The following is a 22976-nucleotide window of genomic DNA, read 5'->3' on the forward strand; positions in this document are numbered from 1 at the left end:
GCATCGCAAACAGATCGAGCGAAAGCCCGGCAGCGAACGGCCCTCGGCCGTGAGCAGCCCGGAACGTGGAGGCGGGTGGGGCGGCGGGTAGTGGGTGATCGGGACCTAGCAAAAAAGGAGACTACAGCGCTACTCCCACCACTGACCGCGCTCTGGAAACACGATCTCCGACCATCGAGTCAGCGCGATCGAACACCGTCCATTGTACCAGTTCTTCGCAGCCGCCCTGAATCGCACCCGCTCACCCTTACAGACCATCGTCTGCCGGCTCTTCGACCAGATAGTGAACTTCGTTCGTCCCGTTTCGTCTTCGATCAACCCCACCTGTTGGATACTCGTACTCGAGGGTTCCCACAGCTCGATCACGCGACCGTCCACACTGACCTCTCCCCGCCTGATCTCCTCGAGCCTCCCGATCGGCACGATCGTCCCTGCTTCGTGTTCCATTTCTTCTTTCGTCGCCATCACCGCCTCGAACAGCTCTCCGCCCTCGAGAACTCGACTCGCGATCCGCTTCGCGATGACCGCTCGGGTGTAGCCACCGGTGACGTCCTTGGCCAACCGCTGTGCCTGTCGATTGATCTCTCCCACCACCGTTCGCTCGAGTTTCTCACGGGGATCGTCTCGCACGTTCGTCCGCCGGTCCTGACATGCCTCCTTGACCGCCGCTCTCGTTCGTTCCGCACGCCCCTCCTGTCGACCGACTGCCGCCTGTTCACTGATTCGCTCGAGTTCTTCCTCTCTGGCTCGAATGCGTTCTTCCTGGGCCAGAGTTGCGCCGTAGATCCGATCGTCGCTCGTGTCGAAGATTCCGTCTGGGTGGTTCGCATCTACCTTCGCCTGAATCTCCATCTCCACCGTAGCCCGGAACTCCGGCGTCTCATCGACGATATCCGGATGCTCTTCTCGAGCGCCATCTTGTTCGTATGCTTGTTCATCGACCGAAACGACCTTGCTAATCGACTTCCTACTAGACATTGGATTACAGTCCAAAGGCGCTCACTCGGCGTCTTTTCCGACACCACGACTCTCCAGCCCTGGCTCTCGTCGCTCTCCAACGTTCCATCACACGCGTCTCGCTCGCGCCTTCGCAAGCGCCCGTCAGGGCGCGAGCGAGACGCGCCGATGCCCGAGTAACCAGCACCGCGCGTCGCTTCCACCAGAGCGAGCGTCCAGTTTTAAGCCGTTTTCGCGTCTGAGCGGGAGCGAAGACCGAAAGCGCGCTTAATACTGGTATCCGAAGAGCGGGAGTGAGCGGAGGGCAGAAGCGGCGAGTTGTGCGCGCAATTTATGCCGAGGACAGTAACAGACTGTGACCGCTGAACATCCGGCATGGGTGGGGTCCAACGGGCGAGTGCAGTCGACGAACCCCGACGACGAAAGCACCGCAGCGAAGCGAGGAGCGCAGCGAGTCGCGGGAGTCGACTGTGCGAGGGGGTTGGAACGTTCATCAGACGGTCGGTCGCTTGTCCCTGCAATTCTGCTCGAGTATCTGTCCAAGTTCTTCCTGGGGGACGACTGCTTCGAATACGCCTGAATCAAGTCGCTCGCTAAAACCGGTTTGGAATGACTCCAACTCGTCGCTCCAGTCAGAGATGGTCATACTTTGCCTAATGATCACTGCAATAATGACCTGTGTGTTTGGTATAATCAGATACATGATCCACTGAGACGGTTAGGCAGGTGGAGGATGTCAATGGATGAGATAGACGGGACATTCCAAACCGCCTGTAACGGAAGTCATCTGCGGAGTCTGGAACCGTCCTTAGACGCGAAGCGTTCTGATGTGCGAACGAAAGCAGAACTCTCCTTAACTACTTGGCCTTCAGCCTGCGTTGCTCCTTGAGGATGGGGACTTAGTCTGCAAAAGTTAACACGGACAACGAGGCCGCAAAGGCTCTCGGCAAGTTCGACCACGAACTGATGCAGATCCTTGCCGCAAAAGAGGATGGTGGTGAACTTGATGAGGATGGAACACCGATTGTCACCGAAAGCTAATTGGCCTCTATTTTCCTGATTTGGGGACCTCGAGTACCCGATCGATCCGTTCGCGGATCTGGTCAACTCCCGTTCGTATGGGTTCCCGATATATTTATTATATTTTATACCATAACACACGTATTGAAAGTCGTAGTCTCAGAAGCCTCATACTACGGTCCGCGTGAGCGCTGTCTGTGCCAGACTTCCCGTAACTAATGCCGACAGAGAAAGACGCAACGCCGATACCTGAGGAACCGACGATTACATCTCTCGAGAATTCAAGTTCGACCACTCTTAAAGATGTCACCGGCAGTGACTCGAGTTCAGAGATATGTGACGAGACAATCAGGAGTCACACTGATTCATCAACCGATAAGCCACGAGCGTATATCGAAATTCGACCGTCGACGAACCCACCCAACGCGACGGCCGTTTCACAGTCGACGTCGCTGCTGTACGAGAGCCTGCGAGAACTCTCTGACTCGAGTGTCTGGTCGTCGCTTCGAAATGGAACTCAACAACCGATCGTCGAGTGGCTGCTCGTCGCTGACGGGCAGTCGGATACCAGCATTCGGTATCTCGTTGGGACAACACACGACGTGTTTCTCGACGAACTCGAGGCGATTCTCCGGACGTGGTTTCCGGACACGTACGAATTGACACGGGTCGAGTGGCATCCGCGTCAAATCGAAGCCTCGTGTTCGCTCTCTGCAGAGAACGAGCGTTCGACGTCGTCGACTGCTGGTGATAGCGAGGTACCTGAGATCCGAACGCGACCGTACGTCGCTGGTGTCGAATATCGCGCTACTACCGACATCCGCCAGGACTGGCAAACCTCGCTCGCAACGTTCGACGAGATCACCGACCGTTCCTCACAGCCACGATCGACCGAAGACGAGTCGAAATCCCGACGCGTCCCACTGGCGACGCTCGTCGAAACGCTCTGTGATTCGACGGTCCCCATCGTGTATCAGGTCGTCTGTCGGCCGATGGGAGATCAGCGGGCGACCGCAGAACAGTACCGGTACGATCTCGAGCGCAGCCTCGTCACACCCGCAGATCGCGTCTTCGGATTCATCTTCCCGAACGCGGACGAGAAACTCGAGACGGCGGCTCTCTCACCCGCATACCGAGACCGCCTCGCCGATCTCGAGACGCGAGACCTCCGACGGACGTTTTGTCTCTCGGCTCGAGCGGTGGCGTTCGCAGACGAGTCTCGGAATCCAGAGCAAGCCGACGCGATCGTTCGCAGTCTGGCGAGCGTATTCGGACACCTGAGCGGACCGTACCATACCATTCGGGGACACGTCAGTACGGATAGCGACCTCCATACGGGCACATGTCCGCCTGCGAGACGACTTTTCGAAGAGATCCGTGATCGCTCCTGTCCCGAACCGACGTACGAAACAGTCGCGACCCGTCTTCCGTGGAAGACGCCCGAGAGCGCTGGGATCGTCGTCTCGCCGGATGAACTTCCCGGATTCTGTCTGATCGACGGCGTCGGTCTCACGCCAACCGGACAGCGAGCACTCGGCGCTCGACAATCCGAACGAACCGGACTTCCCCTGCCATCGCCGGACGATCTCGAGCGATATACGGGGTCCGGTCAAGCGCTCTGTATGCCCCTCACTGACGACCGCCAACCATACGAGAACCCGTTCGTCCTCCCCCCATCACTCCAAGACAGACATCTCTTCGTCGTCGGAGATACGGGCTCGGGGAAATCCGTCCTCACGACCGGCGCGATGCTTTCGAACGTCGAGGCCACAGACGGCCCGGAGATCCTCTTCGATTACAAGGGAGGGGGAACGGCCGAGGAGTACCTTCGAGCACACTACGTGGCACACGGCGGCCTCGAGAACGTCCGTTACTTTGACCTCACCAAACTGTTGCCCGCGCTGTCGATCTTCGATATCAGGTCGCTGCTCGATGCAGGCCTCTCACGCGAGGAAGCGCGATCGAGAATTGCGGGCCACTACGAGGAGATCCTCGCGGGATTGATGGGCGAAGACCAGTACTACGGGGCGACAGAGTCGACGAAGGCGATTCGAAATCACCTTCGAGCATTGTTCGACCCGATTCACGGCTCTGATACCGTCTCGCACAAAGACCTCTATCGAGCGCTTCAACGCACGCTCGGCGATCGAACGCCACCGCCGACCTCGGATGACCGACTCACCGAATACTTCGCCGGATTGCTCGAGCGCGACCGAGACGTCTTCAACATGGTCCTCGGCGGTGCCGTGGCTCGAGTCGAGATCATCGCGACCGACGATCGACTCGCACCGCTGTTCGATCACGTCCCCTCTGTTCACGACGCGGAAGACGAGACTGGTGAAGACAGAGCGAGTTCTCGAGAAGAGACAGCTGATGACCAGACGAGCCCCCACTTCGATTTCATCGACGTCATCAACGATGATGCGGTCATCATCTTCGACTTTGGCGGGATGGAAGAGCGGATTAAACGCGCCCTCACGCTCGTCCTCCTCTCGAACCTGTGGACGGCACTGAAAGCTCGGTCCGAAAGCCCGGAGCTGTCCGAGAACCCACTTCTAGTCAATCTATATCTCGAGGAAGCGAAAGACGTCGTCGCAACACAGTTGGTCGATACACTCCTCTCGCAGGGACGGTCGTTCGGGCTCTCCCTCATGCTCGGCGTTCAGTTTCCGAGTCAGCTCGATTCCCCGGATCCGTCGAATCACACGTACGAGGAAGCGCTCAACGAGATCGGGACGTTCGTCATCGGCAACGTCAGTATCGAAGACGATCTCGCAAAGGCGCTCGCGACCGACGACGTTCCGCCGAAAAAAGTCGCCAGGCGGCTTGCAGCTATTCGCCACGGCGAGTGGCTCGTCCGCCCCGCGGCCGCGTTCGGTTCGCCCATCCCACGGCCGTTTCTCGGACGATCACTGCCCGCCCCTGACGGGCACCCAGTGAGCGACGCTCCCCTCGACGACGAGAGTGCACGGACCTTCGAGGCCGCGTTCGAACTCACCGAGCTGGAGACCTGGAATGAAGCGGGACTCGATTACGAGACCGCTGCATCAGGGAGGGGCCACACGGGCAACGAAAACGAGTCCGCGGAGGACGAAACCGAAGCGGAGTCACTCTACGTTGGCTCGCTACTCCCGCACACGAAGCGACTCCCTGAGTGCGTGAGCTACGACGAGTCAATACACGCCCTCTGTTGTGACTCGTGTGCAAACCGCTACGACCCGACCATCGACGGAATGAAGCGGGCGATCAACTGCTGTCACACGCTTACGGACATCGATTCGGACGATATCCCCGTCTGCGACATCAATCTCAAACTCACACCCGAAGAGCGTGATGCCACCGAATGGAGCGATCGCCAACTGCTCTTCTTACAGACGGTGTACAACGCCCAACAACTCCGCTACGATCCCCTCGAGTACGACCTCCTCTACGACTCCATGCTCAGACTGCAGGAGTACGTCGGCATCGAACCCGACGAAATCTCCCCGCTGCTCGAGGCCGACCTCCTCCGACACGATACGGATCACCCGCATCGCCTCTACACCGTCTCTTCCGATGGCAGATCCGTAATCGGGGAAAGCTATCGCAAAGGCGTCGACTATGGTCACGGGATCGGCGATCTCGACGAATCCAGTGAACATGTCTTCGGAATCGAGGTCACTCGTCGCTATCTCGAGGAAGCGTATGCAGCGAACCCGGACTCGAGCGTTTCTGAAGTCATCCCATATTACGAACTCGACGATCAACACCGGCTCGACCTCGCAGGCGTGAGCTCCGATGGCGAAATAATCGTCACGGCTGAGGTCGAACGCATTAACCACGACACACGACGTGCAGTGCCCGAAGACTTCGATAAGATGGCCGCCTGCGAACCCGAGGCCGCGATCTGGGTCGTCATGAAACAAGCCGACGGACACAAAATACTCTCCGCACTCAACGACCCGCTCGAGGGCACACCCCGCGTCGAGAAAACGTATGCAGAAACCACGCCGCCCCAACAGTTCCGGATCGACACACCCGGAATGACGGCAGTCTACCCCGCAGAGTGGCTCCGAGATCACTCACCGGAACCGGATACAGTGTAAGTCACAGCGGGACGGAATTCCCGACGACGATTCGTGTCCAGTCTCACCTCGAGGCGTCGTGTACCCATCGCAGAATCGGTCGTCTCCCATTCATAATCGCCTCAATCCACCGCAAGGCTGCTGTGGCCGGTCTCTCGAGGGCGGAACTAGGTGGGCTGATTGATGGGATACTGCATGCCTTGACCTGTCGAACTGGGTCTCCTTGCTCGAGTCATCGTTGAAAGTCGACTCCTGGCTATAGATTCTCAGATTCGCCTCGAGCGTAGGAAATCGCAGCGGAAACCCTCTCTTTGCGCCCGCTGATTCGAACTCCCACAGAGCATCTCCGAGATCAATCTCCGAAATCGGGTCCCGAAATCGAATCGAATTCGCCGACTGCTTGAGCATATCGAAGGCCGTAGAGAACCAAAACCAGCAGACGACGGCCGATTATGAGAGTCAAATCGGACTCTCTTCAGATTACTCCTGCTGACATGGCCGACTCGTCTCTGACGTCCCCTCGCCGTCTCGAGCTAGTCTCAGCGCCTCTGCTCGAGTCGATGGCCGATTTTTGAACCTCGCTTTCTCTCTTCCTAGAATCTCCCTCTTGCACCCCTCAGCAACACCTTGCGGGGGAGAGAGACGAATATGGGAGGCTAGACCGAGATGAGAGACAATACGGGAGGGCTGTGACTGGCTATCCGGAAGAAGATCCCCATTATGATCGACTATACACGTGAATTGCAGGCTGTCGAAGGCAACCACTGTGTCAGATCGTGTTCGGCTCGTCAATAATGACTCCGCCCTCTCAGTCGCCGGTACCATCCGCAGTGGCGCATTCGTATCGAGAACGAATCCGATTACACGACGACGGAGACGACGCCACCGCCGACGATCGCGAGGCCGCCGAGACCGAAACAGACGATCCAGAACGGGACTCGATCGACGACTCGCATGAGGGCGTCGATCGTGAGATAGCCGACGACGGCGCTGAGCGCGAGCGCGGCCAGAGCGGGTCCGAGTCCGATACCGGGGAGTCCGCCGGCACCCGCGACGGTGAGCGCGGCCGAACCGCAACTCGCGGGGATCGAGAGCAGGAATGAGAGTCGGAACGCTGCCGGCGGGTCGTAGCTGCGAAACAGCAGCGCGCTCGTCGTGACACCCGATCGAGAGATGCCGGGCAGGATCGCGACGCCCTGAACGGTACCGACCAAGACCGAGTCCAGCAGCGTCGGCGCGTCGCGGATCCCCATCGAGACCGACTCCGAAACTAACTGCAGAGCTCCCGTCAGAACCAACAGGACGCCGATGACGGCGATGAAGACGCCGCCGGTGAGTTGTCCGGCGAGATCGACCGCGAACACGTACAGCGGGATTCCGACGACGCCAGTCACGAACGAAGCGACGACGACGTACGACGCAATCGCGTTCTCACCGGTGTAGGCGCTGGCGGGTCGCCAGCCGGGTACTGCGCGCAGGGCCGTCGCGATGTCCTCGCGATAGTAGGTCGCCGCCGAGAGGGTCGTCCCGAGTTGCAAGAAGAGTGCGAGTTGCAGCGCGACGTCGGGATCCGTCCCCGCGAACGTCAGGAACAATGCCAGATTGCCCTGGCTCGAGACGGGGAGCCACTCGACGATCCCTTGAACGATCCCGGCGAGTATCGCGACGATGAGTTCCGCGCGGTTCACTGGTGGAAGTGGGAGAACACGACTACTTAAATCGGCTCGATTCGAGCCGGCGGTCGATACCGGAGACGATCACTCGACGGTCACGCTCTTGGCCAGATTCCGCGGCTTGTCGATCGAGCGGCCGAGCAGGTTCGCGACCCAGTAGGCGACCAGTTGTAGCTGTACGTTCGCGAGCACCGATGCGCCGAGGTCGTCGATGGCGGGGATCTCGAGGACGTGGTCTGCGTACCGCGTCACGTCCGATTTGCCGTCGGTGACTGCCACGACGGGCACGCCGCGGGCTTCGGCTTCTTTGATGTTCCCGATCGTCTTCCGAGCAGTCTCATCATCACCAGTGACGACCGCGAACACGGGCGTGTTCTCGGTCACGAGCGCGAGCGGGCCGTGCTTCAGCTCGCCGGCCGCGAACCCTTCCGCGTGCCGGTAGGTGATCTCCTTCATCTTCAGCGCGCCCTCGAGCGCGACCGGGTAGTGATAGCCGCGTCCGATGAAGAAGTACGCGTCTGCCTCGACGAACGCTTCGGCGACTGCTCGCGCGTCCGTCGTCTCGAGGACCGACTGGACCTGTCCGGGGATGTCTCGGACCGCCTCGAGTTCCGCACGGGTCGGATCGTCGCCGAGTTCGAACGCCAGCAGCGTGAGCGCGAGTTGCTGACTCGCGAACGTCTTCGTCGCCGCGACGCTGATTTCGGGGCCGGCCCGAATGTAGAGGGCGTGATCGCACTCGCGTGCGGCGGAGTTCGCGACCGTGTTCGTCACCGCGAGCGTCGTCGCCCCGGCTCGGTCGGCCTCGCGCAGCGCACGCAGCGTATCGGCGGTCTCGCCGCTCTGGGTGACGCCGACGACGAGCGTATCCTCGTCGACGGGGACGCGATCGCTCCCGTACTCACTGGCGAGGAACGCCTGTGCGGTCACGCCGCCCGTCCGCAGTCGCTCCGCCCCGAACATCGCCGCGTGATACGACGTTCCGCAGGCGACGAACTGGACCGGACCGGTGTGGTCGATATCCTCGAGTTCGGGGATATCGACCGTCCCCTCGAGTTCGTCGATCCGACCGCGGAGGCACTGACGCAGGGAGGACGGCTGCTCGTGGATCTCCTTGAGCATGTAGTGGTCGTAGCCGCTCTTCTCGGCGTCCTCGGGATCCCACGCGACCGTTTCCGTCGGCCGGTCGACGCGGTTGCCCTCGGTGTCAGTGACGACCGCGCCGTCCGCGCTCAGCCGGACGAAGTCACCGTCCTCGAGATAACAGACGCGGTCGGTGTGCTCGACGAACGCGGGGACGTCGCTCGCGAGATACGCCCCGTAGTCGCCGAGACCAACGACGAGTGGGGAGTCCTGCCGCGCCGCGTACACCGTCTCCGAGCCGTCGATAACCGCGGCGATGGCGTAACTTCCCTCGAGCTGGTCGATCGCCAGTCGGAACGCCTCCTCGGGGTCCGCGCCGCGATCGAGATAGCGTCCGATCAGGTGGGGGACCACTTCGGTGTCGGTCTCGCTCTGGAACGCGACACCGGCCTCGGTGAGGTCGTCGCGCAGTCGTTGGTAGTTCTCGATTATCCCGTTGTGGACGACAGCGACCCGACCCTCCTCGTCGGAGTGCGGGTGGGCGTTGACGTCGGACGGCGCTCCGTGCGTGCTCCAGCGCGTGTGACCGATGCCGACCGATTCGCCCGCGAGTTCATCCCGCGAAACCGTTCCCTCGAGGGCCGACAGCTCGCCGGCGGCCTTAGAGACAGTCATCGCGGGGGTCGGTACGGCCAGTCCGGCGGAGTCGTAGCCGCGATACTCGAGGGCCGACAGGCCGTCGAGGACGACATCGACGGCGTCGTCCCCACCGCCCGAACCGACGTAGCCGACGATTCCGCACATCGTCACTGCACCTCGGTTTCGGTTTCGATCGTGCCGCGAACCGTCGCGCCGGCGTTGATGACGGCATCGGAGCCGACCATCGTTCCCGGCGCGTAGGTTACGCCGCCACCGTCGCGAACGCGGTCCGCGAGCAACGCACCCAGTCGCTCGCCTTCGTGAACGCGGTCACCGACGCGGACGTCTCCGGGACCGCCGACGACGGTCGAACCGGTGCCGACCCGAACGTTACGGCCGGTGACGCAGTCGACGAGCGTCGCCCCCGATCCCACGCGCGTGTCGGCGTCGACGACGCTGTCCTCGACGACGGCGTTCGCGCCGACCGTCGCGTTCTCGCCGAGCGCGACGTTCGGTCCGACGACGGAGCCGGGGCCGACGACGCAGTCGGCCGAAATCACGACCGGCTCGACGATCGTCGCCGACTCGTGGATCCGCGCGTCCGCTGAGATCGTGCTCTCGACGCCGTCCGCGTGCTCGAAGAGCGTCTCGGTCACCTCGAGCAGGTCCCACGGGTACGTTGCGTCCATCCAGATGCCCTCGGAGGTGACACCGCGGACGGTCGCCTCAGCGTCGATCGCGTTCGCGATGCCGTCGACGAGCGAGTACTCGCTCAACTGCGGTTCCGGTCCTCGGAGATACTCGAATAACTCCGGGTCGAACGCGTATACGCCGGCGTTGAGCTGATAGGTGCGATCGTCGCGGGGACGTTCGACGATCTCCGCGACGCGGCCGTCGTCTTCGCAGATCACGCCGCCGTACCCGTCGACGTCCTCGTGTCGAATGAGTCCGAGCGTCGCAATGGCATTGCCGTCGTCGTGAGCGGTGCGGACGTCCTCGACGATTCGCGAGGCCACGAGCTGATCGCCGTTGAGGACGAGCCGCGGCTCCGATACCTCGGACTCGGCCGCGAGGAGGGCGTGCCCGCTCCCGAGTTGTTTGTCCTGGACGACGTACTCGATGCTCGCATCGCGGTACGTCGACCCGAAATGAGACTGGACGTGGGTCCGTCCGTAGCCGACGACGACGGTAATCTCCGTGATACCGGCCTCGACGAGCGCATCGAAAACGTACTCGAGGATGGGTTTGGTCGCCGCGGGAAGCATCGGCTTCGGCCGATACTTCGTCAGCGGCCTGAGGCGGGCACCCTCTCCCGCCGCGAGAACCACCGCAGAACGGAGTGTCATACTGAAACTGAGAGTAACAAGTGACTATTATTCTTGTGGCCTGTACCGAAAGCCCAAGCTAGTAATCTGCTCGCCTCACGACTGGACGGAAATACGGATTGGCGGCGCAGAATTCGCGATCACCGGTTCACGAAACGAGCGCTCGCCAGTCGGGCTTATAATAGACAACGGCAGCGGCGGGAACGAAGACGAGCACCGACGGGACCAGGTAGAGCAGTTGCGTCAACGGATCCGGCGGCGCGACAAGCGCGGAGGTGATGAACGCGGCGGTACCACCGATCCCGAACGCGCCGAGTCCGCGCTCGAGCGGTTCGGGCGACGCGTCTCGAGCAGGGAGTCGAGTCCTGTACACCGCGTAGACTGGAACAGCGATCGGCAGGAACAAGACGGCAAACACCGTCCAACCGACGCCGCTCGCGCCGCGAGCGGCCGCGTCCGTTCCGATCGCATAGCAGAGACAGAGCGCCGATGAAAACACGAAGAGGCCACTGAGCAACGCGAGCGCGATCCACGGCCAGAAGGTGAGCATACTCATTCCTCTCGATCGAATACGTACTGAACAGAGATATAGTTCATTGTTCGATCACTATGGGGGCGGAACGAAAGGGGCGCGAGACCTCGAGGAAGTGATCGCGCCCTCCAGAGGCGATCAGCCGTCGTCGCGCCGCCGACCCGGGAGTCCATCGATCGCGTCTCGCGTTTCCGAAGCGAGTTCCTCGACAACGGTTCCGGCGGATCGGATCTCATCCGTCAGCCCGACGCTCTGGCCGGCGAACAGCGCCATCGACTCGATATCGCCGTCGACGTTCGGGGTCGCGAGCGCCTCGTCGTAGCGTTCGATCGGGTTACCCGCTTCGGTGGTCGCGACGATATCGGTCTCGCCTGGCCGTTCCCCGGTGGGCGGACGACCCTCATGCTCCCACCGCTCCAGCGTCTCGTTTCGCAGGACGCGATGTGGCATCCCGGGCCACCCCTTGTCGAAGAGGGTCGTGTACTCGGTGTCGGTCTCGTCGCTCTCGCGGAGGCGGCGCTGGTACGTGTCGTGGACGGCCGCTTCTTCGGTCGCGACGAACCGCGTCCCGAGCCACGCGCCGTCGGCACCGAGCGCGAGCGCGGCCGCGATCCCTCGGCCGTCGGCGATCCCGCCCGCCGCGACGATCGGCACCTCGCCCCCTACGGCGTCCGCGACGCTGGGAACGAGCGCAGTCGTCGCCACCTCGCTCTGGACGTGGCCGCCGGCCTCGAGGCCCTGTGTCACCACGATGTCCACGCCCGCATCGACTGCCGTGCGTGCCGCCTCGGCGCTGCCGACGGTCCGGGTCACGACCGCACCCGCGTCGTGGATTCGGCCGACGTACGGCGCTGCGTCGCCGAACGAGAGCGTGACGATCTCGGCGCCGGCCTCGAGAATCGTCTCGAGGTGGTCCTCGGTCTCTACGGTCGTCGTCGCGTCGTCCAGCACGAGGTTGACCGCGAACGGCTCGTCGGTCAGTTCACGCGTTTCGCGGATCACCGCGCGCGTTTCCCCGAGGTCGCGCCACGTGACCGCGAGGTGACCGAGCCCGCCGGCGTTCGAGACGGCGGCCGCGAGTTCGGGATTCGTCGCGCTTCCGATGGGGGCCTGAACGATCGGATACTCGATCTCGAGCAGTTCACAGAGGGGAGTCTGTAGCGTCATCGTTCGGCCCGGGTCAGGCCCGTCGCTTCTCCTTCTCGAGTACCCGCACGTTCTCGATCCCGGTGTCCGGATACTGTCCGTCGTCGTCCTTCTCGATGGCCTTGACCATGTCCCAGACGACGTTCAGGCCGGTCGTCACGCCCTCGAGGGCCTCCATCTCGCAGCCCGTCTTGCCGGTGGTCTCGACGGCGACCCGGAGTTCGATCCGGTCTCCCTCGAGCGCGAACTCGGTGTCGACGTTCGTGATCGGAATCTGGTGGCACATCGGGATCGTCTCCCAGGTGTGTTTGACGGCCTGAATCGCGCCGACGCGGGCGGTCGCGAGCACGTCGCCCTTGCCGACCTGATCGTCTCGGATCGCTTCGATCGTCGACGGCTGGAGGCGGATCTCCCCGACCGCGACGGCGCGGCGCTCGCTGTCGGGCTTGTCGCCGACGTCGACCATCTGGACGTCGCCCTCGTCGGTGGTGTGAGTCAGTTCGTCGGCGTTCGCTGACTCGCTCTCGGAATCCTCACTCATTGCGATCACCCCAGAGAACCGCCGGCAGCTCCTCGAGCATATCCGACGCGAGGAAGCCGAACTCCTGGGTCTCCGCGAGGCGCTCGCCAGCGAGTCCGTTGACGTGGGCGCCCGCCGCGGCGGCGTCGAGCGGCCCGGCGTGTTCCAGCAGCGCCGCGACGATACCGGCGAGCGTGTCGCCGGTACCGCCGACTTTCATCCCGACGGTTCCGGATCGGCTGATCCGCGTTCGCTCACCGTCGGTGATCACGTCGTTCGCGCCCTTCGCGAGGACGACGTGACCCAAGTCGGCCGCGAAAGACTCGATCTCGTCGGCTGCGGCGGCCAGGTCGTCGGTGTCCGGGCCGCCCATCCGCGCGAGTTCGCCCCGGTTGGGCGTACAGACCAGCGTCGCGTCCGTCTCGATTTCCGGAACGACATCGAGAGCGTCCGCGTCGACGACGGCCCGCCCCGTGTACGAGGAGAGGAACTGGCGAGTCGCCTCGAGGGTCTCCTCGTCGGTGCCGAGTCCGGGGCCGATGACGACGACGTTGTCGTAGTTTTCGGCGGTCTCGAGGAGGTCGTCGGCCACCTCGGGCGTGAGCACGTCGCTCTCGTAGGACTGGACGATCAGGTCCTCGCTGTAGCCCTGGATCTCGCCGGCGACGGTCTCGGGCGCGGCGACGAAGGAGAGCTCTGCACTGGCACGCAGCGCTGCCTGGGCGGCGAGCGCCGGCGCGCCGGTGTAGGGGCCGCCACCGATGATATACGGTCGCCCCTCGCGGCCGTCGGGTCGCGCGAGGTCGATATCACCGGGTCCGACGAACCGCTCCGCCGCGGCCGGGATCCCGATATCGGCGACCGTCACGTCGGCCGCGAGGTCCTCGAGCCCCGGTTTCGAGTCGTGGAAGGTGACGATACGGTCCGCTTCGACACCGTTGGCGGCGTGATCGCCCCTGTCGGCGTCGAAGCCGGAGGGGACGTCGACCGCGACGACGGTCGCGTCGGCCGCGTTGATCGCCGCGGCCGCGGTCGCTGCGGGCTCCCGGAGGTCGCCGCTGATCCCCGTCCCCAGCATCGCGTCGACGACGACGTCGCAGTCGGGCAGATCGAATCCGCTCGAGTCCGTGACCTCCCGCGTCTCGTAGTCGGCTCGCTGGAGGGCATCCCAGTTCTCGCGAGCGATTTCGGTACCGATGTTCGCGGCGCGACCGAGCAAGAGTGTCGTGACGTCGTATCGATCGAGAAAGCGGGCGGCGACGAACGCGTCCCCACCGTTGTTGCCCCGGCCGGCGACGATGGCGACTCGGTCGCCCGGCTCTGCGACGTCTCGGACCGCGCGGGCGACGGCGTTCCCGCTCGACTCCATCAACTGCTTTCGCGGCACGCCAAGCGCCGCGGCGTTCTCGTCGACGGCGCCCATCCGCTCGCCTGTGATCATGGCTGAGGGTTCGACGGGCCGTCCGTTCAACGTTGCGGACCGATCGCACTCGGTCAACGTCCGTTCAACGTTGCGGGCCGGTCGCACTCGGTCAACCATCGTTAGGCGGCAGGCCCAATCCCTTCGAGCACCTACCGCCGACGTGAACGTCTTCTGGCTCGACGAGGACCCGCGGCTCGCCGCGCGCTATCACTGCGATCAGCACGTCAACAAGCTGCTGCTCGAGGCCGCACAGGTCTGTTGCACCGCGGCCCGAGAGAACGGCTACGAGGCCGACTTCCTCTATCAGCCGACCCACGTCGACCATCCCGTGACGAAGTGGGCCACCGAATCCCGCGCGAACTGGCTCCGCCTGCGCGAGCACGCCGAAGCGCTCAACGCGGAATTCGTGGAGCGCTACGATAAGGAGAGCGACCACGCGAGTTGGGATGTCATCGAGCGCATCGATCCCGACGAAATCGCGTTCCCCGCTACCGAGCCGACGCCCCGGCCCCAGGCGATGCCCGACGAGTACAAACGGTCCGACGACCCCGTCGCCGCCTACCGCGCCTACTACGCCGGCGAGAAGGCCGATTGGGCCGAGTGGAAGTACACCGAGGAACCACCGTGGCTCGAGGCGGCTCTCCCCTGACTCGAGTGAGGGCTCGTCGAACGTCCGGATCCGGCAATCGAGCACCGGACAGTGGGCCGTGGTCGCAGTACCCGTGCGACGGTTACTCGATAACGATTGTTTGTTTTTGATATAAAAACAATAGTTGCCAATTCATAAATGCACTGGAGTCGTAGCCGGGACATGAACACACGCGAAGCCACCGACTCCCTCGACGCGCGACCCAGTGACCAGTTCGACACCCCGATGGCACAGTCCGATCCCGAGATCTACATGCCCGGAACGCCAACCGTCTCGTTCCTCGAGTACGTCGAAATCGCCGTCAGTACGCTGTTCCACTGAGACGACGAGGGTCGTCCCGACAGCACCGGCGAAAACCGACTCAGTACCGAATTTCGAAGCCGTCCTCCCCCTGCGGTTCCTCGTACTCGGCCTCGACGTCTTCGACCTCGGCCGCGGGACTGCCCGTGTGACACCACTCGATCATCTCCTCGACGGCGTCCTCCGGGCCCTCGAAGATCGCTTCGACCCGTCCGTCGTCCAGATTCTTCACCCAGCCGTCGACCCCCTTCTCTCGCGCCGTATCGCGGGTGTTCGCGCGGTAGTAGACGCCCTGTACCGTCCCCGAGACGAAGACGTGTGCGCGTGTTCGACCTGCCATATGGGAGTGCTCGACGGCGAGCGTCAAAAATCCGATTCCGATTTCCGGACAGTCGAAGCGACAACGGGAGGTGCCTCGGGCCCCTAGCGATTCCAGTGACGGTACGGCACCGAGACGGAATTCATTTCGAACGCGAGCGCGGCGAGTCGGGCGTCGTCGCCGACGCTCGGAGCGCCGTCGGCGCGGTCAACGTGGTGAGCCACGCCCACGCCGACCACACCTTTCGAACGACGCCGGAGACGGTCGTCTGCTCGGCCGAGTACGGCTATCGGGCCCGGCCGCTGAAGCGAAACCAGACGACCCTCGAGGAATTCCGCTGATGGGAATCATCGATCGCTTCGAAGAGGAGTATCTCGACATCTCGAGCAGTCGCGCGTCGGTCCGGGAACTCCTCGAGTTGGTCGTCGGCGCGGTGCTGTTCGTTCTCGGAGCGAGCGCGCTGGCGTACTACCTGCTCGGACGGCAGGTCGCGATCTGGATCGCCGCGGCGCTCGTCGTCGTGTTCGCGATCACCCTCGTCTCGCAGGCCTACTGGGCCGTCACGGGACGCGAAGATTACGAGTGAAAAACTGTACGGCTGGCGGCCGCGATCGGCTCACGATTCTACTGGGCGGTTTTCACGCACGGCAGCGACACGCCGAGCGAACGACCGTGGTGGCTCGAGTTCGACGACGACGCGCTCGCGGCGAGATTACGGTCCGTCTCGCGACTACGCCGGTTCCTCGTAGCGACGAGCGCCGACTATCATTCGAGCGGCGAGACCGGCGACGCCGACCGCGAATCCGATCCAGACCGCTTCGGAGTCGTCGAACGGCTCCGCGTACTCGACCAGGGCGACGAGGAAGATCAGCGCCGCGACGTACAGCGTGTTCGTTCCGATAAACTCTGCCAGCCCCGCTTCGTCGGTCACCCGATCCGGATCGTAGCCCGCTATCAGCTGGACCATCCCGCCGTATTTGATCAGGATCCCCAGGACGGCGACGAGTCCCGCAGTGATCAGGAGGGAGAGGACTGGTCCGTTGGCCATGTGCGTAATTGACAGTCTATTCACAAAATCGTTCCGCAGGCTCGACTCCACGTCCGACAACGACACCATGACGATCCGTGTGAATGAGGATACTTGGAGGTGCCTCAATGGTCGGAACGGTCCTGAGAATTCCTTTAACGATGTGATCTCTGATTTGCTCGACGACGCTGAGTCTGGTGGTTCGGGAAATCTAACTCCGCTGGCACAAATCGCTGACTGACTGCTACATTGCTAAAAACACGAAACCGAGATCAACGCCCATCTCGAGGTCGGGATCAGTCACCGTATACCAGCAGTTTCGTCACCCTCTTCCGCTCGACCAGATCATATTTCTCGAGCTTTTCCAGGTAGTTCTGCACTGCCACACCTGACGGGATCTTGAAGATGACCGGCGTAAATCCCCTCGCAGTAAGTAGCGGGTGTATCCTTCAAGTCGACTGCTCCCAAGTGAACGATCGTAGTTCAGCCTCTTTCTGATCCCGAGCCCAGTGAGGCCGTCGTCGCACTCGAGAGTGGGTATCCGGCTATCAACGAGCAAGTATAGATTCGGCGAACAATCTTATTATACATCATTACACACGAGGCACTATGGGACTTCGTAGACGAGGGGTGCTATCCCTGCTAGGGGGATCGCTTCTAACTGGTATCGCGGCTGGGAGCGTCTCTTCCACCGCAACTCAGGAGACAAACATCTCCGAACTGTCAGGCAGCGGGACCGAGGCAGACCCGTATGTGGTTACGACTGCAAGTGAACTTCAGGCGATCAACGATGACCTTGCTGCCCACTACGAACTCGATGGGGATATCGATGCGAGCGCGACGGCCGAGTGGAACGGCGGTGACGGCTTCAAGCCGATCGGAAGCACCGAAACTGAGTTTACCGGGACATTCGATGGACACAATCACACGATCACTGGGCTGACGATCCACCGTTCGGAGGGCGGCTCCCTATTCCATACGATCAATAATGCTACAATTGAACGTGTCTCCCTCACGGACGTCGAGATACAGGATGGCGCGGGGGGTGCCGGCCTCGTTGGTGTTTCTCGGACCGGTACTATACGAGATGTCTCGGTAAGTGGGACGGTTACCGGAGAACAGCTCGCTGCTGGAGTGGCCGTACATAATGTTGAAGGAGGGACGATCTCAGAGGCAAGCGCAGCTGGCGATATTGAGTGTATCGATGCCGTAGCTGGTGGTGTCGTTGGTGTAAACCATTCTGAAGCAACTATCGAAAAATCGTCATCAGAGGCGACAGTAACTGGCGGCCAAACTGCCGGCGGACTCGTCGGTGTGAACGCCAATCGAGCCCAGATCCGTGATTCATATGCAGTCGGAGACGTTACTTCAGATCTTATCGCCGGCGGGCTCGTCGGGGGGAATACCGGTGAGGCAACTATCTCAAAAACCTATGCTGCCAATACTGTGGCCGCCGGCGATATGGTAGGTGGGCTACTTGGGTACAACACCCAAAACGCGATTATTTCGGCATCATACTGGGATACCAATCTCACTGATGGTCCCGGGGTTTTCGACCAACAAGCTGATAGCGAGGTAACTGGATTGACAACCGCCGAGATGCAGGGTGAGAGCGCCACTGAGACGATGGCCGAACTTGATTTCGAATCAACATGGGCCCCGGTCACAGAGGATTACCCGAAACTGGAGACCTCCAACACGACTGTAAACATCAGCAAGTACATCAATGATAACAACGTCATCGGAACGGACGGTCTCAACACTGCAGTCGCTGACTATCTTAAGGGGCATCTCACTAGCGAGCAGTTTAATACAGTTGTCTCGTTCTATCTCTCTGGTGAGTCAGTGTCGCACACGTTTTGAACTTGATTAGTTGATTTTCTCTCACAATAAGCCTGGCAGCTGGCCGCCGATCGTCTCGTCGAGTACGACGTCGGGCCCGCCGAGGTCGTCAACGCGACAGCCGAGCTCGACTATACGACCGACCGCTGTCGATCGACCTCGTCGGTGTCGAAGATCCAGCCACAGATCGTATTGTACTGCAGCCCCGATTCGAGGCGGCAGCCGTACCTATCCTCGGGGATCAACACGAAGATCGCACGCTGCGACACCGCTGCTAGAAGTTAATCAGAGAATTTGTACCTGTTCAAGAGGAAGAATATTCTGTTTTCGCTGCCTTAAATCTCTCTTCCGCCAGTTCTGATGTGGTGGAAGACGTACGTCTGGGCGTAGCCCGCGTACTCGCCGCCGTCGGACTCGTCCGACGAGCCTCCGCTCGCGTCGCTCGCGGAGACGCCGAGCCGCTCGCGAAGCGCCCGCGAGGTCTCGGCATAGGAGCCGCGATCGCAATCGGGATAGTACTCCTCGATCGCCGACTTGATCCACGTATCCAACGGAACGGCTTCGTCGAAGCCCAGCGAGAAGAGGAGTACGCAGTCGGCCACCTTGTCGCCGACGCCGACGAACCGTGTCAGGTACTCCCGCGCGGCCTCGTACTCGAGGCCTCGCGCTTCCTCGGGGTGGGCCTCGCCGCTCGCCACCATCTCGGCCGTCCGAACGACGTAGGGGGCGCGGTAGCCCAGCCCCAGTTCGCGCAGTTCGGCCTCGGTCGCCGCCGCGAGCTGTGCCGGCGTCGGGAACGCGTGATAGGTCTCGCCGCCAAATTCGATCTCGTCGCCGTACTCGCGGGCCAGCGTCGAGACCATCGTGTGAATGCGACCGACTCGCATCTGTGCCGAGCAGATAAACGAGATCAGACAGCCGAAGGGCGGGTCCCGAACGAGCCGCATCCCGCGATGGGCCTCGTAGGCCTCGCGGAGCAACGGGTCGTCCGGCCCGGCCGCGACGATCGCCTCGAGGTCGTCGTCGAGGCGCAACAGGCGGCGAACGGTCGGTTCGGCGTCGGCGGTCGATTCCCACTCGAGGCGTCCGTCGTGGCTCCGGACGCGGATCACGTCGCCGTCGACGACCGTCGCGTACCACGCGCCGGGAGCCGGCGAGTCCGTGTACATCTCGCCGTCCTCGCGCCGCCAGAGGTAGCTCTGGCCGCTCTCGAGCGTTCGATACAGGTCGAGTCCCCCACCGAGATCGTCGATCGGGATGGTCCCCGTCTCCATTCGGTCGCCCCTTCGGGCGTGTGGGTCCTTTGCCTTTCGAAGCGCACCGCCGAGCACGCCGAACGGCACACAGCGCTACGGCGTCGATCCGACCGCCGTGAGGCGAACCTTCTTACTGTATGCGATACAACGTCTATGCATGGATTGCAGGGTTGTCGTCGAAGCTGCCGTGCCGGTATTCGACGTTGAAACGGAGGACGAGGCGATCCGTATCGCCATCTCGAAGACGGGCGAGATGCTGAACCCTGACCTCAATTACGTCGAGATCAATATGGGCGAGCGCACCTCACCGTCGGGCGAGGAGCTCCCGCCCGCGTTCATCGCGGCCGACGAAGCGCTCGTCGCGCTCGAACTGGAGATGACCGTCTTCAACGTCGAGCGCGAGGAACACGCCTCGCGTATCGCCCGGAAAGAGATCGGCCAACTCCTCGAGAACATCCCGCTCGAGGTCAAACAGATCGACGTGCTCGAAGACGAGGACGACGAAGCGGCGGAGACGACCGACGAGTCGTCGGACGCCGATGAGGCGGACGAGCAGACCGAAACGACGGACACCTCGGCCGCTGGAACCGACGACGAAGAGGACGAAGACGAGGAAATCCTCCCCGAATTCGAGGACCTCGTCGAGTAATCCGCGGTCAGCGGTCCACCGGTCGAACGGTCGGACCCTCGGAACGATTTCTGCCGTCCGATACCCGCCGAGCGACGAGCAGCTGGACACTGAAACCGTCTCGAGTCCGATGATCGGTCGCCGCCGTCAGCGAGGGGCGGCACGCGCGACGGGAATAGTCGATCCGATCGGTAGCGATGTCTCTCATCAGTTGCTGCCGTCGGTCGGAGGATGCAACGAGATGCTCAGTCCGCAGTTGCGGCGACTGCTTCCTGCTCTTCTTCCCGCATGTTCGTCGTAATTCCCCCGGCGAGCGCAAAAACAGCGGCCTTGTGATCGGTTTTCGATTTGTGAATCGATGTCGGTCGAATACCCCGCGACTCGTATTCTTCGAGATCGATCTGACAGTCTTCCCACGCTGCACACTGATTGGATACCTCCGCGAGAAGGCCGTGAAGGTGAATGAGCTCCTGCTTCTTCATAACCATCTTCTCCTACCCACTGCAGGGTTATATTATTATCTTGAGTCGCGTTAACACGCAGCCTGTGTCGACCATCTGGTGTGTCACCGTCGGGGATGGTTCGAATGCCGTCCCTACTCGAGAAAAATCGCATGATGAAGGCGTGTTACGATCTTATTTACGAGCGTAAGAAGCTCTTTCTTTCCACTTTCCGATACGGTGGGTTCGGAGACTTAAACCGTGACTACTATTGGAACGAGAGCGGAAAAATGACAGTTCGATACTAGGCGGAAACCCGATCTCGATGCCGACCCTACCTGAGCTGTTTCAGCGTCTGGAGATCGCGGTCCGTTCGCATAAATTCGGCAGTCCGGCGGGACGCGTGACAGTTCGGACAGTGAAACATCTCGGAGGTTGCGGGAAGTTCGTCCGGAGACATTTGCCAGTCCTTCGTACACTCGGGACACAACAGCTGGACTGTCGTTCTATCCATGCCATACACTTTCACACGAGACGTGAAAAACGTTATCGCAATTCCACACGGCCGAAAAGACCACCCGCATCATCGTGATGCGACAGACGACAGCCACAGACTTGACCGTTTAGGCGGGCGCGGCCGTGTCCGAGGCCTCGAGCAGTTCCTTGTACCGGTTGCGGATGGTCACTTCGGAGATGCTCGCGACCTCACTGACCTCGTTCTGGGTGACCTTCTCGTTAGTCAGGAGCGCAGCGGCGTAGACCGCGGCGGCCGCGAGGCCGACCGGGGACTTGCCGCTGTGAACGCCCTCCTGACGGGCCGACTCGAGCAGTTCGCGGGCCATACGCTCGGTCTCGTCGGAGAGATCCAGATCGCTGACGAACCGCGGCACGTAGTGTTCGGGGTCGGCCGGCTTGACCTCGAGGCCGAGTTCCCGGATGATGTAGCGGTACGTGCGGGTCAGTTCCATCTTCTCGACGCGGGAGACGGCCGAGATCTCGTCGAGACTGCGCGGCGTGCCGGCCTGGCGAGCGGCGGCGTACAGCGAGGACGTTGCGACGCCTTCGATCGAGCGACCCGGCAGGAGGTCCTCCTCGAGCGCGCGCCGGTAGATGACGCTGGCAGTCTCTCGGACGTTCTCCGGAAGGCCGAGCGCGCTGGCCATCCGGTCGATCTCGCCGAGTGCCTGCTTCAGGTTGCGCTCCTTGGAGTCGCGGGTGCGGAACCGCTCGTTCCAGGTGCGAAGGCGCTGCATCTTCTGGCGCTGGCGACTCGAGAGCGAGCGGCCGTAGGCGTCCTTGTCCTGCCAGCCGATGTTCGTCGAGAGCCCCTGGTCGTGCATCATGTTGGTCGTCGGTGCACCGACGCGGGACTTCTCGTCCTTCTCGGCGGCGTCGAACGCCCGCCATTCGGGGCCGCGGTCGATCTCGTCTTCCTCGACGACGAGACCGCAGTCCGTACAGACCGTCTCGGCGTGTTCGTCGTCCGAGATCAGTCGACCGCCACACTCCGGACAGTGTTCCTGCTCGTCGGATACCGCCGTGCTTTCCTCCTCGGATTCGGTCTCTTGCTCGTTCGTATAGGTTCGGATGCTTGTGTCTGTCATGGTGTATCGGGTGGGTTACTCGGGGCTCCCGGGTGGGGTAACCAGAAGAAACCCGGTCGCCTCAGCTAACATAGGGTAAGGCCGTAAGCCATATAAACCTTCCGCCTACTTTATAAACTACCCGGATTTTCTGTTATATAGGTTCCGGTTACATAGTGATTAATCGTTTGAGATGGCAGGGCCAGGCTTCAGGGGCCGGTTGACGAGCGAGTCGCATTATTCGACGGTGAAGAGATGGCCCTCTCTCGGCACGTCGAACAACCCGACGCGGGCTCCCGCGTCGAGCCACGCGTGCCCGTATGAAAACGAGGCGAGTGCATTGACGAGGTCGTCTCGCTCCCGGAAGTGATTGCCGTCGTCCAAGTACGACGCCGCCATCTCGTAACAGTCGGCGGCCGCCTCGGCCATCGGGGTTCCCTCGGGGGGCGCGACCGTGGCCTCCTCGAGCGCCTCCGCGAGCAACTCGCCGTACCGGTCCGTCTTCTCCTCGAGATCGGCAGCCATGGGTGATGCTCGTCGCTCGAGCCCG

Annotated in this window: 22 protein-coding genes; 7 read left to right on the top strand and 15 right to left on the bottom strand. The window is 62.1% G+C overall.

Translation table 11 applies throughout. From position 1 onward, the window contains the following. Positions 1–129: 129 nt before the first annotated feature. Entirely contained in the window at positions 130–978 is an 849-nt protein-coding gene (locus LDH66_RS04620) for a DNA-binding protein (protein ID WP_226479894.1), read from the bottom strand. 1991 nt (positions 979–2969) lie between these two features. Here LDH66_RS04620 and LDH66_RS04625 point away from each other — a divergent pair. Further along, positions 2970–6062, top strand: a complete 3093-nt coding sequence (locus tag LDH66_RS04625; protein ID WP_226479895.1) for an ATP-binding protein — start codon at positions 2970–2972, stop codon at positions 6060–6062. A gap of 839 nt (positions 6063–6901) precedes the next feature. On the opposite strand, the gene LDH66_RS04630 is transcribed toward LDH66_RS04625, so the two are convergent. The 7 genes from LDH66_RS04630 to LDH66_RS04660 all read right to left on the bottom strand — a co-directional run bounded on the left by LDH66_RS04630 (position 6902) and on the right by LDH66_RS04660 (position 14400). Further along, a complete protein-coding gene (locus LDH66_RS04630; protein ID WP_226479896.1) occupies positions 6902–7729 on the bottom strand; it encodes an undecaprenyl-diphosphate phosphatase in 828 nt (275 codons plus the stop codon). Between the two features lie 69 nt (positions 7730–7798). Next, a complete protein-coding gene (glmS, locus tag LDH66_RS04635) occupies positions 7799–9601 on the bottom strand; it encodes a glutamine--fructose-6-phosphate transaminase (isomerizing) (protein ID WP_226479897.1) in 1803 nt (600 codons plus the stop codon). A gap of 2 nt (positions 9602–9603) precedes the next feature. Then, entirely contained in the window at positions 9604–10782 is a 1179-nt protein-coding gene (locus tag LDH66_RS04640) for a sugar phosphate nucleotidyltransferase (protein ID WP_226479898.1), read from the bottom strand. A 127-nt stretch (positions 10783–10909) separates the two neighbouring features. Further along, entirely contained in the window at positions 10910–11317 is a 408-nt protein-coding gene (locus LDH66_RS04645) for a hypothetical protein (protein ID WP_226479899.1), read from the bottom strand. Between the two features lie 114 nt (positions 11318–11431). Then, the gene (locus LDH66_RS04650; protein ID WP_226479900.1) at positions 11432–12460 is read right to left on the bottom strand and encodes an NAD(P)H-dependent flavin oxidoreductase; all 1029 of its coding nucleotides are present in this window, start codon (positions 12458–12460) and stop codon (positions 11432–11434) included. A gap of 13 nt (positions 12461–12473) precedes the next feature. Next, positions 12474–12980, bottom strand: coding sequence for a cyclic pyranopterin monophosphate synthase MoaC (gene moaC, locus LDH66_RS04655; protein ID WP_226479901.1), 507 nt, complete (start codon positions 12978–12980; stop codon positions 12474–12476). Next, positions 12973–14400: an NAD(P)H-hydrate dehydratase gene (locus LDH66_RS04660; protein WP_226479902.1), complete on the bottom strand. Its 1428-nt coding sequence runs from the start codon at positions 14398–14400 to the stop codon at positions 12973–12975. The genes moaC and LDH66_RS04660 overlap by 8 nt, the downstream gene beginning before the upstream one ends. A gap of 142 nt (positions 14401–14542) precedes the next feature. On the opposite strand from LDH66_RS04660, the gene LDH66_RS04665 reads away from it, so the two are divergent. Further along, positions 14543–15031 (top strand): hypothetical protein, encoded by a 489-nt coding sequence (locus tag LDH66_RS04665; RefSeq protein WP_226479903.1) that lies wholly within the window; start codon positions 14543–14545, stop codon positions 15029–15031. Positions 15032–15193: 162 nt separating this feature from the next. Beyond that, the gene (locus LDH66_RS04670) at positions 15194–15352 is read left to right on the top strand and encodes a hypothetical protein (protein ID WP_226479904.1); all 159 of its coding nucleotides are present in this window, start codon (positions 15194–15196) and stop codon (positions 15350–15352) included. 40 nt (positions 15353–15392) lie between these two features. On the opposite strand, the gene LDH66_RS04675 is transcribed toward LDH66_RS04670, so the two are convergent. After that, positions 15393–15671 (bottom strand): acylphosphatase, encoded by a 279-nt coding sequence (locus LDH66_RS04675; RefSeq protein WP_226479905.1) that lies wholly within the window; start codon positions 15669–15671, stop codon positions 15393–15395. 95 nt (positions 15672–15766) lie between these two features. Between LDH66_RS04675 and LDH66_RS04680 the strand changes: the two genes are divergently transcribed. Beyond that, positions 15767–15991 carry a hypothetical protein gene (locus tag LDH66_RS04680; RefSeq protein WP_226479906.1) on the top strand — a complete coding sequence of 75 codons (225 nt, stop codon included), beginning with the start codon at positions 15767–15769 and terminating at the stop codon, positions 15989–15991. Then, positions 15991–16236 (top strand): hypothetical protein, encoded by a 246-nt coding sequence (locus tag LDH66_RS04685; RefSeq protein WP_226479907.1) that lies wholly within the window; start codon positions 15991–15993, stop codon positions 16234–16236. The genes LDH66_RS04680 and LDH66_RS04685 overlap by 1 nt, the downstream gene beginning before the upstream one ends. Positions 16237–16380: 144 nt before the next feature. On the opposite strand, the gene LDH66_RS04690 is transcribed toward LDH66_RS04685, so the two are convergent. Next, positions 16381–16698, bottom strand: coding sequence for a DUF3784 domain-containing protein (locus LDH66_RS04690; RefSeq protein WP_226479908.1), 318 nt, complete (start codon positions 16696–16698; stop codon positions 16381–16383). A gap of 588 nt (positions 16699–17286) precedes the next feature. Here LDH66_RS04690 and LDH66_RS04695 point away from each other — a divergent pair. After that, the gene (locus tag LDH66_RS04695) at positions 17287–18540 is read left to right on the top strand and encodes a GLUG motif-containing protein (RefSeq protein ID WP_226479909.1); all 1254 of its coding nucleotides are present in this window, start codon (positions 17287–17289) and stop codon (positions 18538–18540) included. A gap of 314 nt (positions 18541–18854) precedes the next feature. Here LDH66_RS04695 and LDH66_RS04700 read toward each other — a convergent pair whose 3' ends face one another. Further along, on the bottom strand, positions 18855–19793 hold the full coding sequence (locus LDH66_RS04700; RefSeq protein WP_226479910.1) for a DNA-3-methyladenine glycosylase family protein: 939 nt from the start codon (positions 19791–19793) through the stop codon (positions 18855–18857). 139 nt (positions 19794–19932) lie between these two features. On the opposite strand from LDH66_RS04700, the gene LDH66_RS04705 reads away from it, so the two are divergent. Continuing rightward, on the top strand, positions 19933–20424 hold the full coding sequence (locus LDH66_RS04705) for a DUF555 domain-containing protein (protein WP_226479911.1): 492 nt from the start codon (positions 19933–19935) through the stop codon (positions 20422–20424). Positions 20425–20648: 224 nt separating this feature from the next. Here LDH66_RS04705 and LDH66_RS04710 read toward each other — a convergent pair whose 3' ends face one another. The 4 genes from LDH66_RS04710 to LDH66_RS04725 form a co-directional block, all read right to left on the bottom strand. Then, complete coding sequence (locus LDH66_RS04710) at positions 20649–20885, bottom strand: UPF0058 family protein (protein WP_226479912.1); 237 nt, start codon at positions 20883–20885, stop codon at positions 20649–20651. A 292-nt stretch (positions 20886–21177) separates the two neighbouring features. After that, positions 21178–21357, bottom strand: coding sequence for a DUF7836 family putative zinc-binding protein (locus LDH66_RS04715; RefSeq protein WP_226479913.1), 180 nt, complete (start codon positions 21355–21357; stop codon positions 21178–21180). 109 nt (positions 21358–21466) lie between these two features. Beyond that, positions 21467–22447, bottom strand: a complete 981-nt coding sequence (locus tag LDH66_RS04720; RefSeq protein ID WP_226479914.1) for a transcription initiation factor IIB — start codon at positions 22445–22447, stop codon at positions 21467–21469. A gap of 216 nt (positions 22448–22663) precedes the next feature. Then, positions 22664–22951: a DUF357 domain-containing protein gene (locus LDH66_RS04725; protein ID WP_226479915.1), complete on the bottom strand. Its 288-nt coding sequence runs from the start codon at positions 22949–22951 to the stop codon at positions 22664–22666. Between the last annotated feature and the right edge of the window lie 25 nt (positions 22952–22976).

It is taken from the genome of Natrinema amylolyticum, assembly GCF_020515625.1.
In the GTDB taxonomy this organism is placed as follows: Archaea; Halobacteriota; Halobacteria; order Halobacteriales; family Natrialbaceae; genus Natrinema; species Natrinema amylolyticum.

What these genes read in the sequence shown, in the direction of transcription:
- LDH66_RS04620 (WP_226479894.1), bottom strand. Translation starts at nt 978, where the DNA reads ATGTCTAGTAGGAAGTCGATTAGCAAGGTCGTTTCGGTCGATGAACAA.
- LDH66_RS04625 (WP_226479895.1), top strand. Translation starts at nt 2,970, where the DNA reads ATGGGAGATCAGCGGGCGACCGCAGAACAGTACCGGTACGATCTCGAG.
- glmS (WP_226479897.1), bottom strand. Translation starts at nt 9,601, where the DNA reads ATGTGCGGAATCGTCGGCTACGTCGGTTCGGGCGGTGGGGACGACGCC.
- LDH66_RS04640 (WP_226479898.1), bottom strand. Translation starts at nt 10,782, where the DNA reads ATGACACTCCGTTCTGCGGTGGTTCTCGCGGCGGGAGAGGGTGCCCGC.
- LDH66_RS04645 (WP_226479899.1), bottom strand. Translation starts at nt 11,317, where the DNA reads ATGAGTATGCTCACCTTCTGGCCGTGGATCGCGCTCGCGTTGCTCAGT.
- LDH66_RS04650 (WP_226479900.1), bottom strand. Translation starts at nt 12,460, where the DNA reads ATGACGCTACAGACTCCCCTCTGTGAACTGCTCGAGATCGAGTATCCG.
- moaC (WP_226479901.1), bottom strand. Translation starts at nt 12,980, where the DNA reads ATGAGTGAGGATTCCGAGAGCGAGTCAGCGAACGCCGACGAACTGACT.
- LDH66_RS04660 (WP_226479902.1), bottom strand. Translation starts at nt 14,400, where the DNA reads ATGATCACAGGCGAGCGGATGGGCGCCGTCGACGAGAACGCCGCGGCG.
- LDH66_RS04670 (WP_226479904.1), top strand. Translation starts at nt 15,194, where the DNA reads ATGAACACACGCGAAGCCACCGACTCCCTCGACGCGCGACCCAGTGAC.
- LDH66_RS04675 (WP_226479905.1), bottom strand. Translation starts at nt 15,671, where the DNA reads ATGGCAGGTCGAACACGCGCACACGTCTTCGTCTCGGGGACGGTACAG.
- LDH66_RS04685 (WP_226479907.1), top strand. Translation starts at nt 15,991, where the DNA reads ATGGGAATCATCGATCGCTTCGAAGAGGAGTATCTCGACATCTCGAGC.
- LDH66_RS04690 (WP_226479908.1), bottom strand. Translation starts at nt 16,698, where the DNA reads ATGGCCAACGGACCAGTCCTCTCCCTCCTGATCACTGCGGGACTCGTC.
- LDH66_RS04695 (WP_226479909.1), top strand. Translation starts at nt 17,287, where the DNA reads ATGGGACTTCGTAGACGAGGGGTGCTATCCCTGCTAGGGGGATCGCTT.
- LDH66_RS04700 (WP_226479910.1), bottom strand. Translation starts at nt 19,793, where the DNA reads ATGGAGACGGGGACCATCCCGATCGACGATCTCGGTGGGGGACTCGAC.
- LDH66_RS04705 (WP_226479911.1), top strand. Translation starts at nt 19,933, where the DNA reads ATGGATTGCAGGGTTGTCGTCGAAGCTGCCGTGCCGGTATTCGACGTT.
- LDH66_RS04710 (WP_226479912.1), bottom strand. Translation starts at nt 20,885, where the DNA reads ATGAAGAAGCAGGAGCTCATTCACCTTCACGGCCTTCTCGCGGAGGTA.
- LDH66_RS04715 (WP_226479913.1), bottom strand. Translation starts at nt 21,357, where the DNA reads ATGGATAGAACGACAGTCCAGCTGTTGTGTCCCGAGTGTACGAAGGAC.
- LDH66_RS04720 (WP_226479914.1), bottom strand. Translation starts at nt 22,447, where the DNA reads ATGACAGACACAAGCATCCGAACCTATACGAACGAGCAAGAGACCGAA.
- LDH66_RS04725 (WP_226479915.1), bottom strand. Translation starts at nt 22,951, where the DNA reads ATGGCTGCCGATCTCGAGGAGAAGACGGACCGGTACGGCGAGTTGCTC.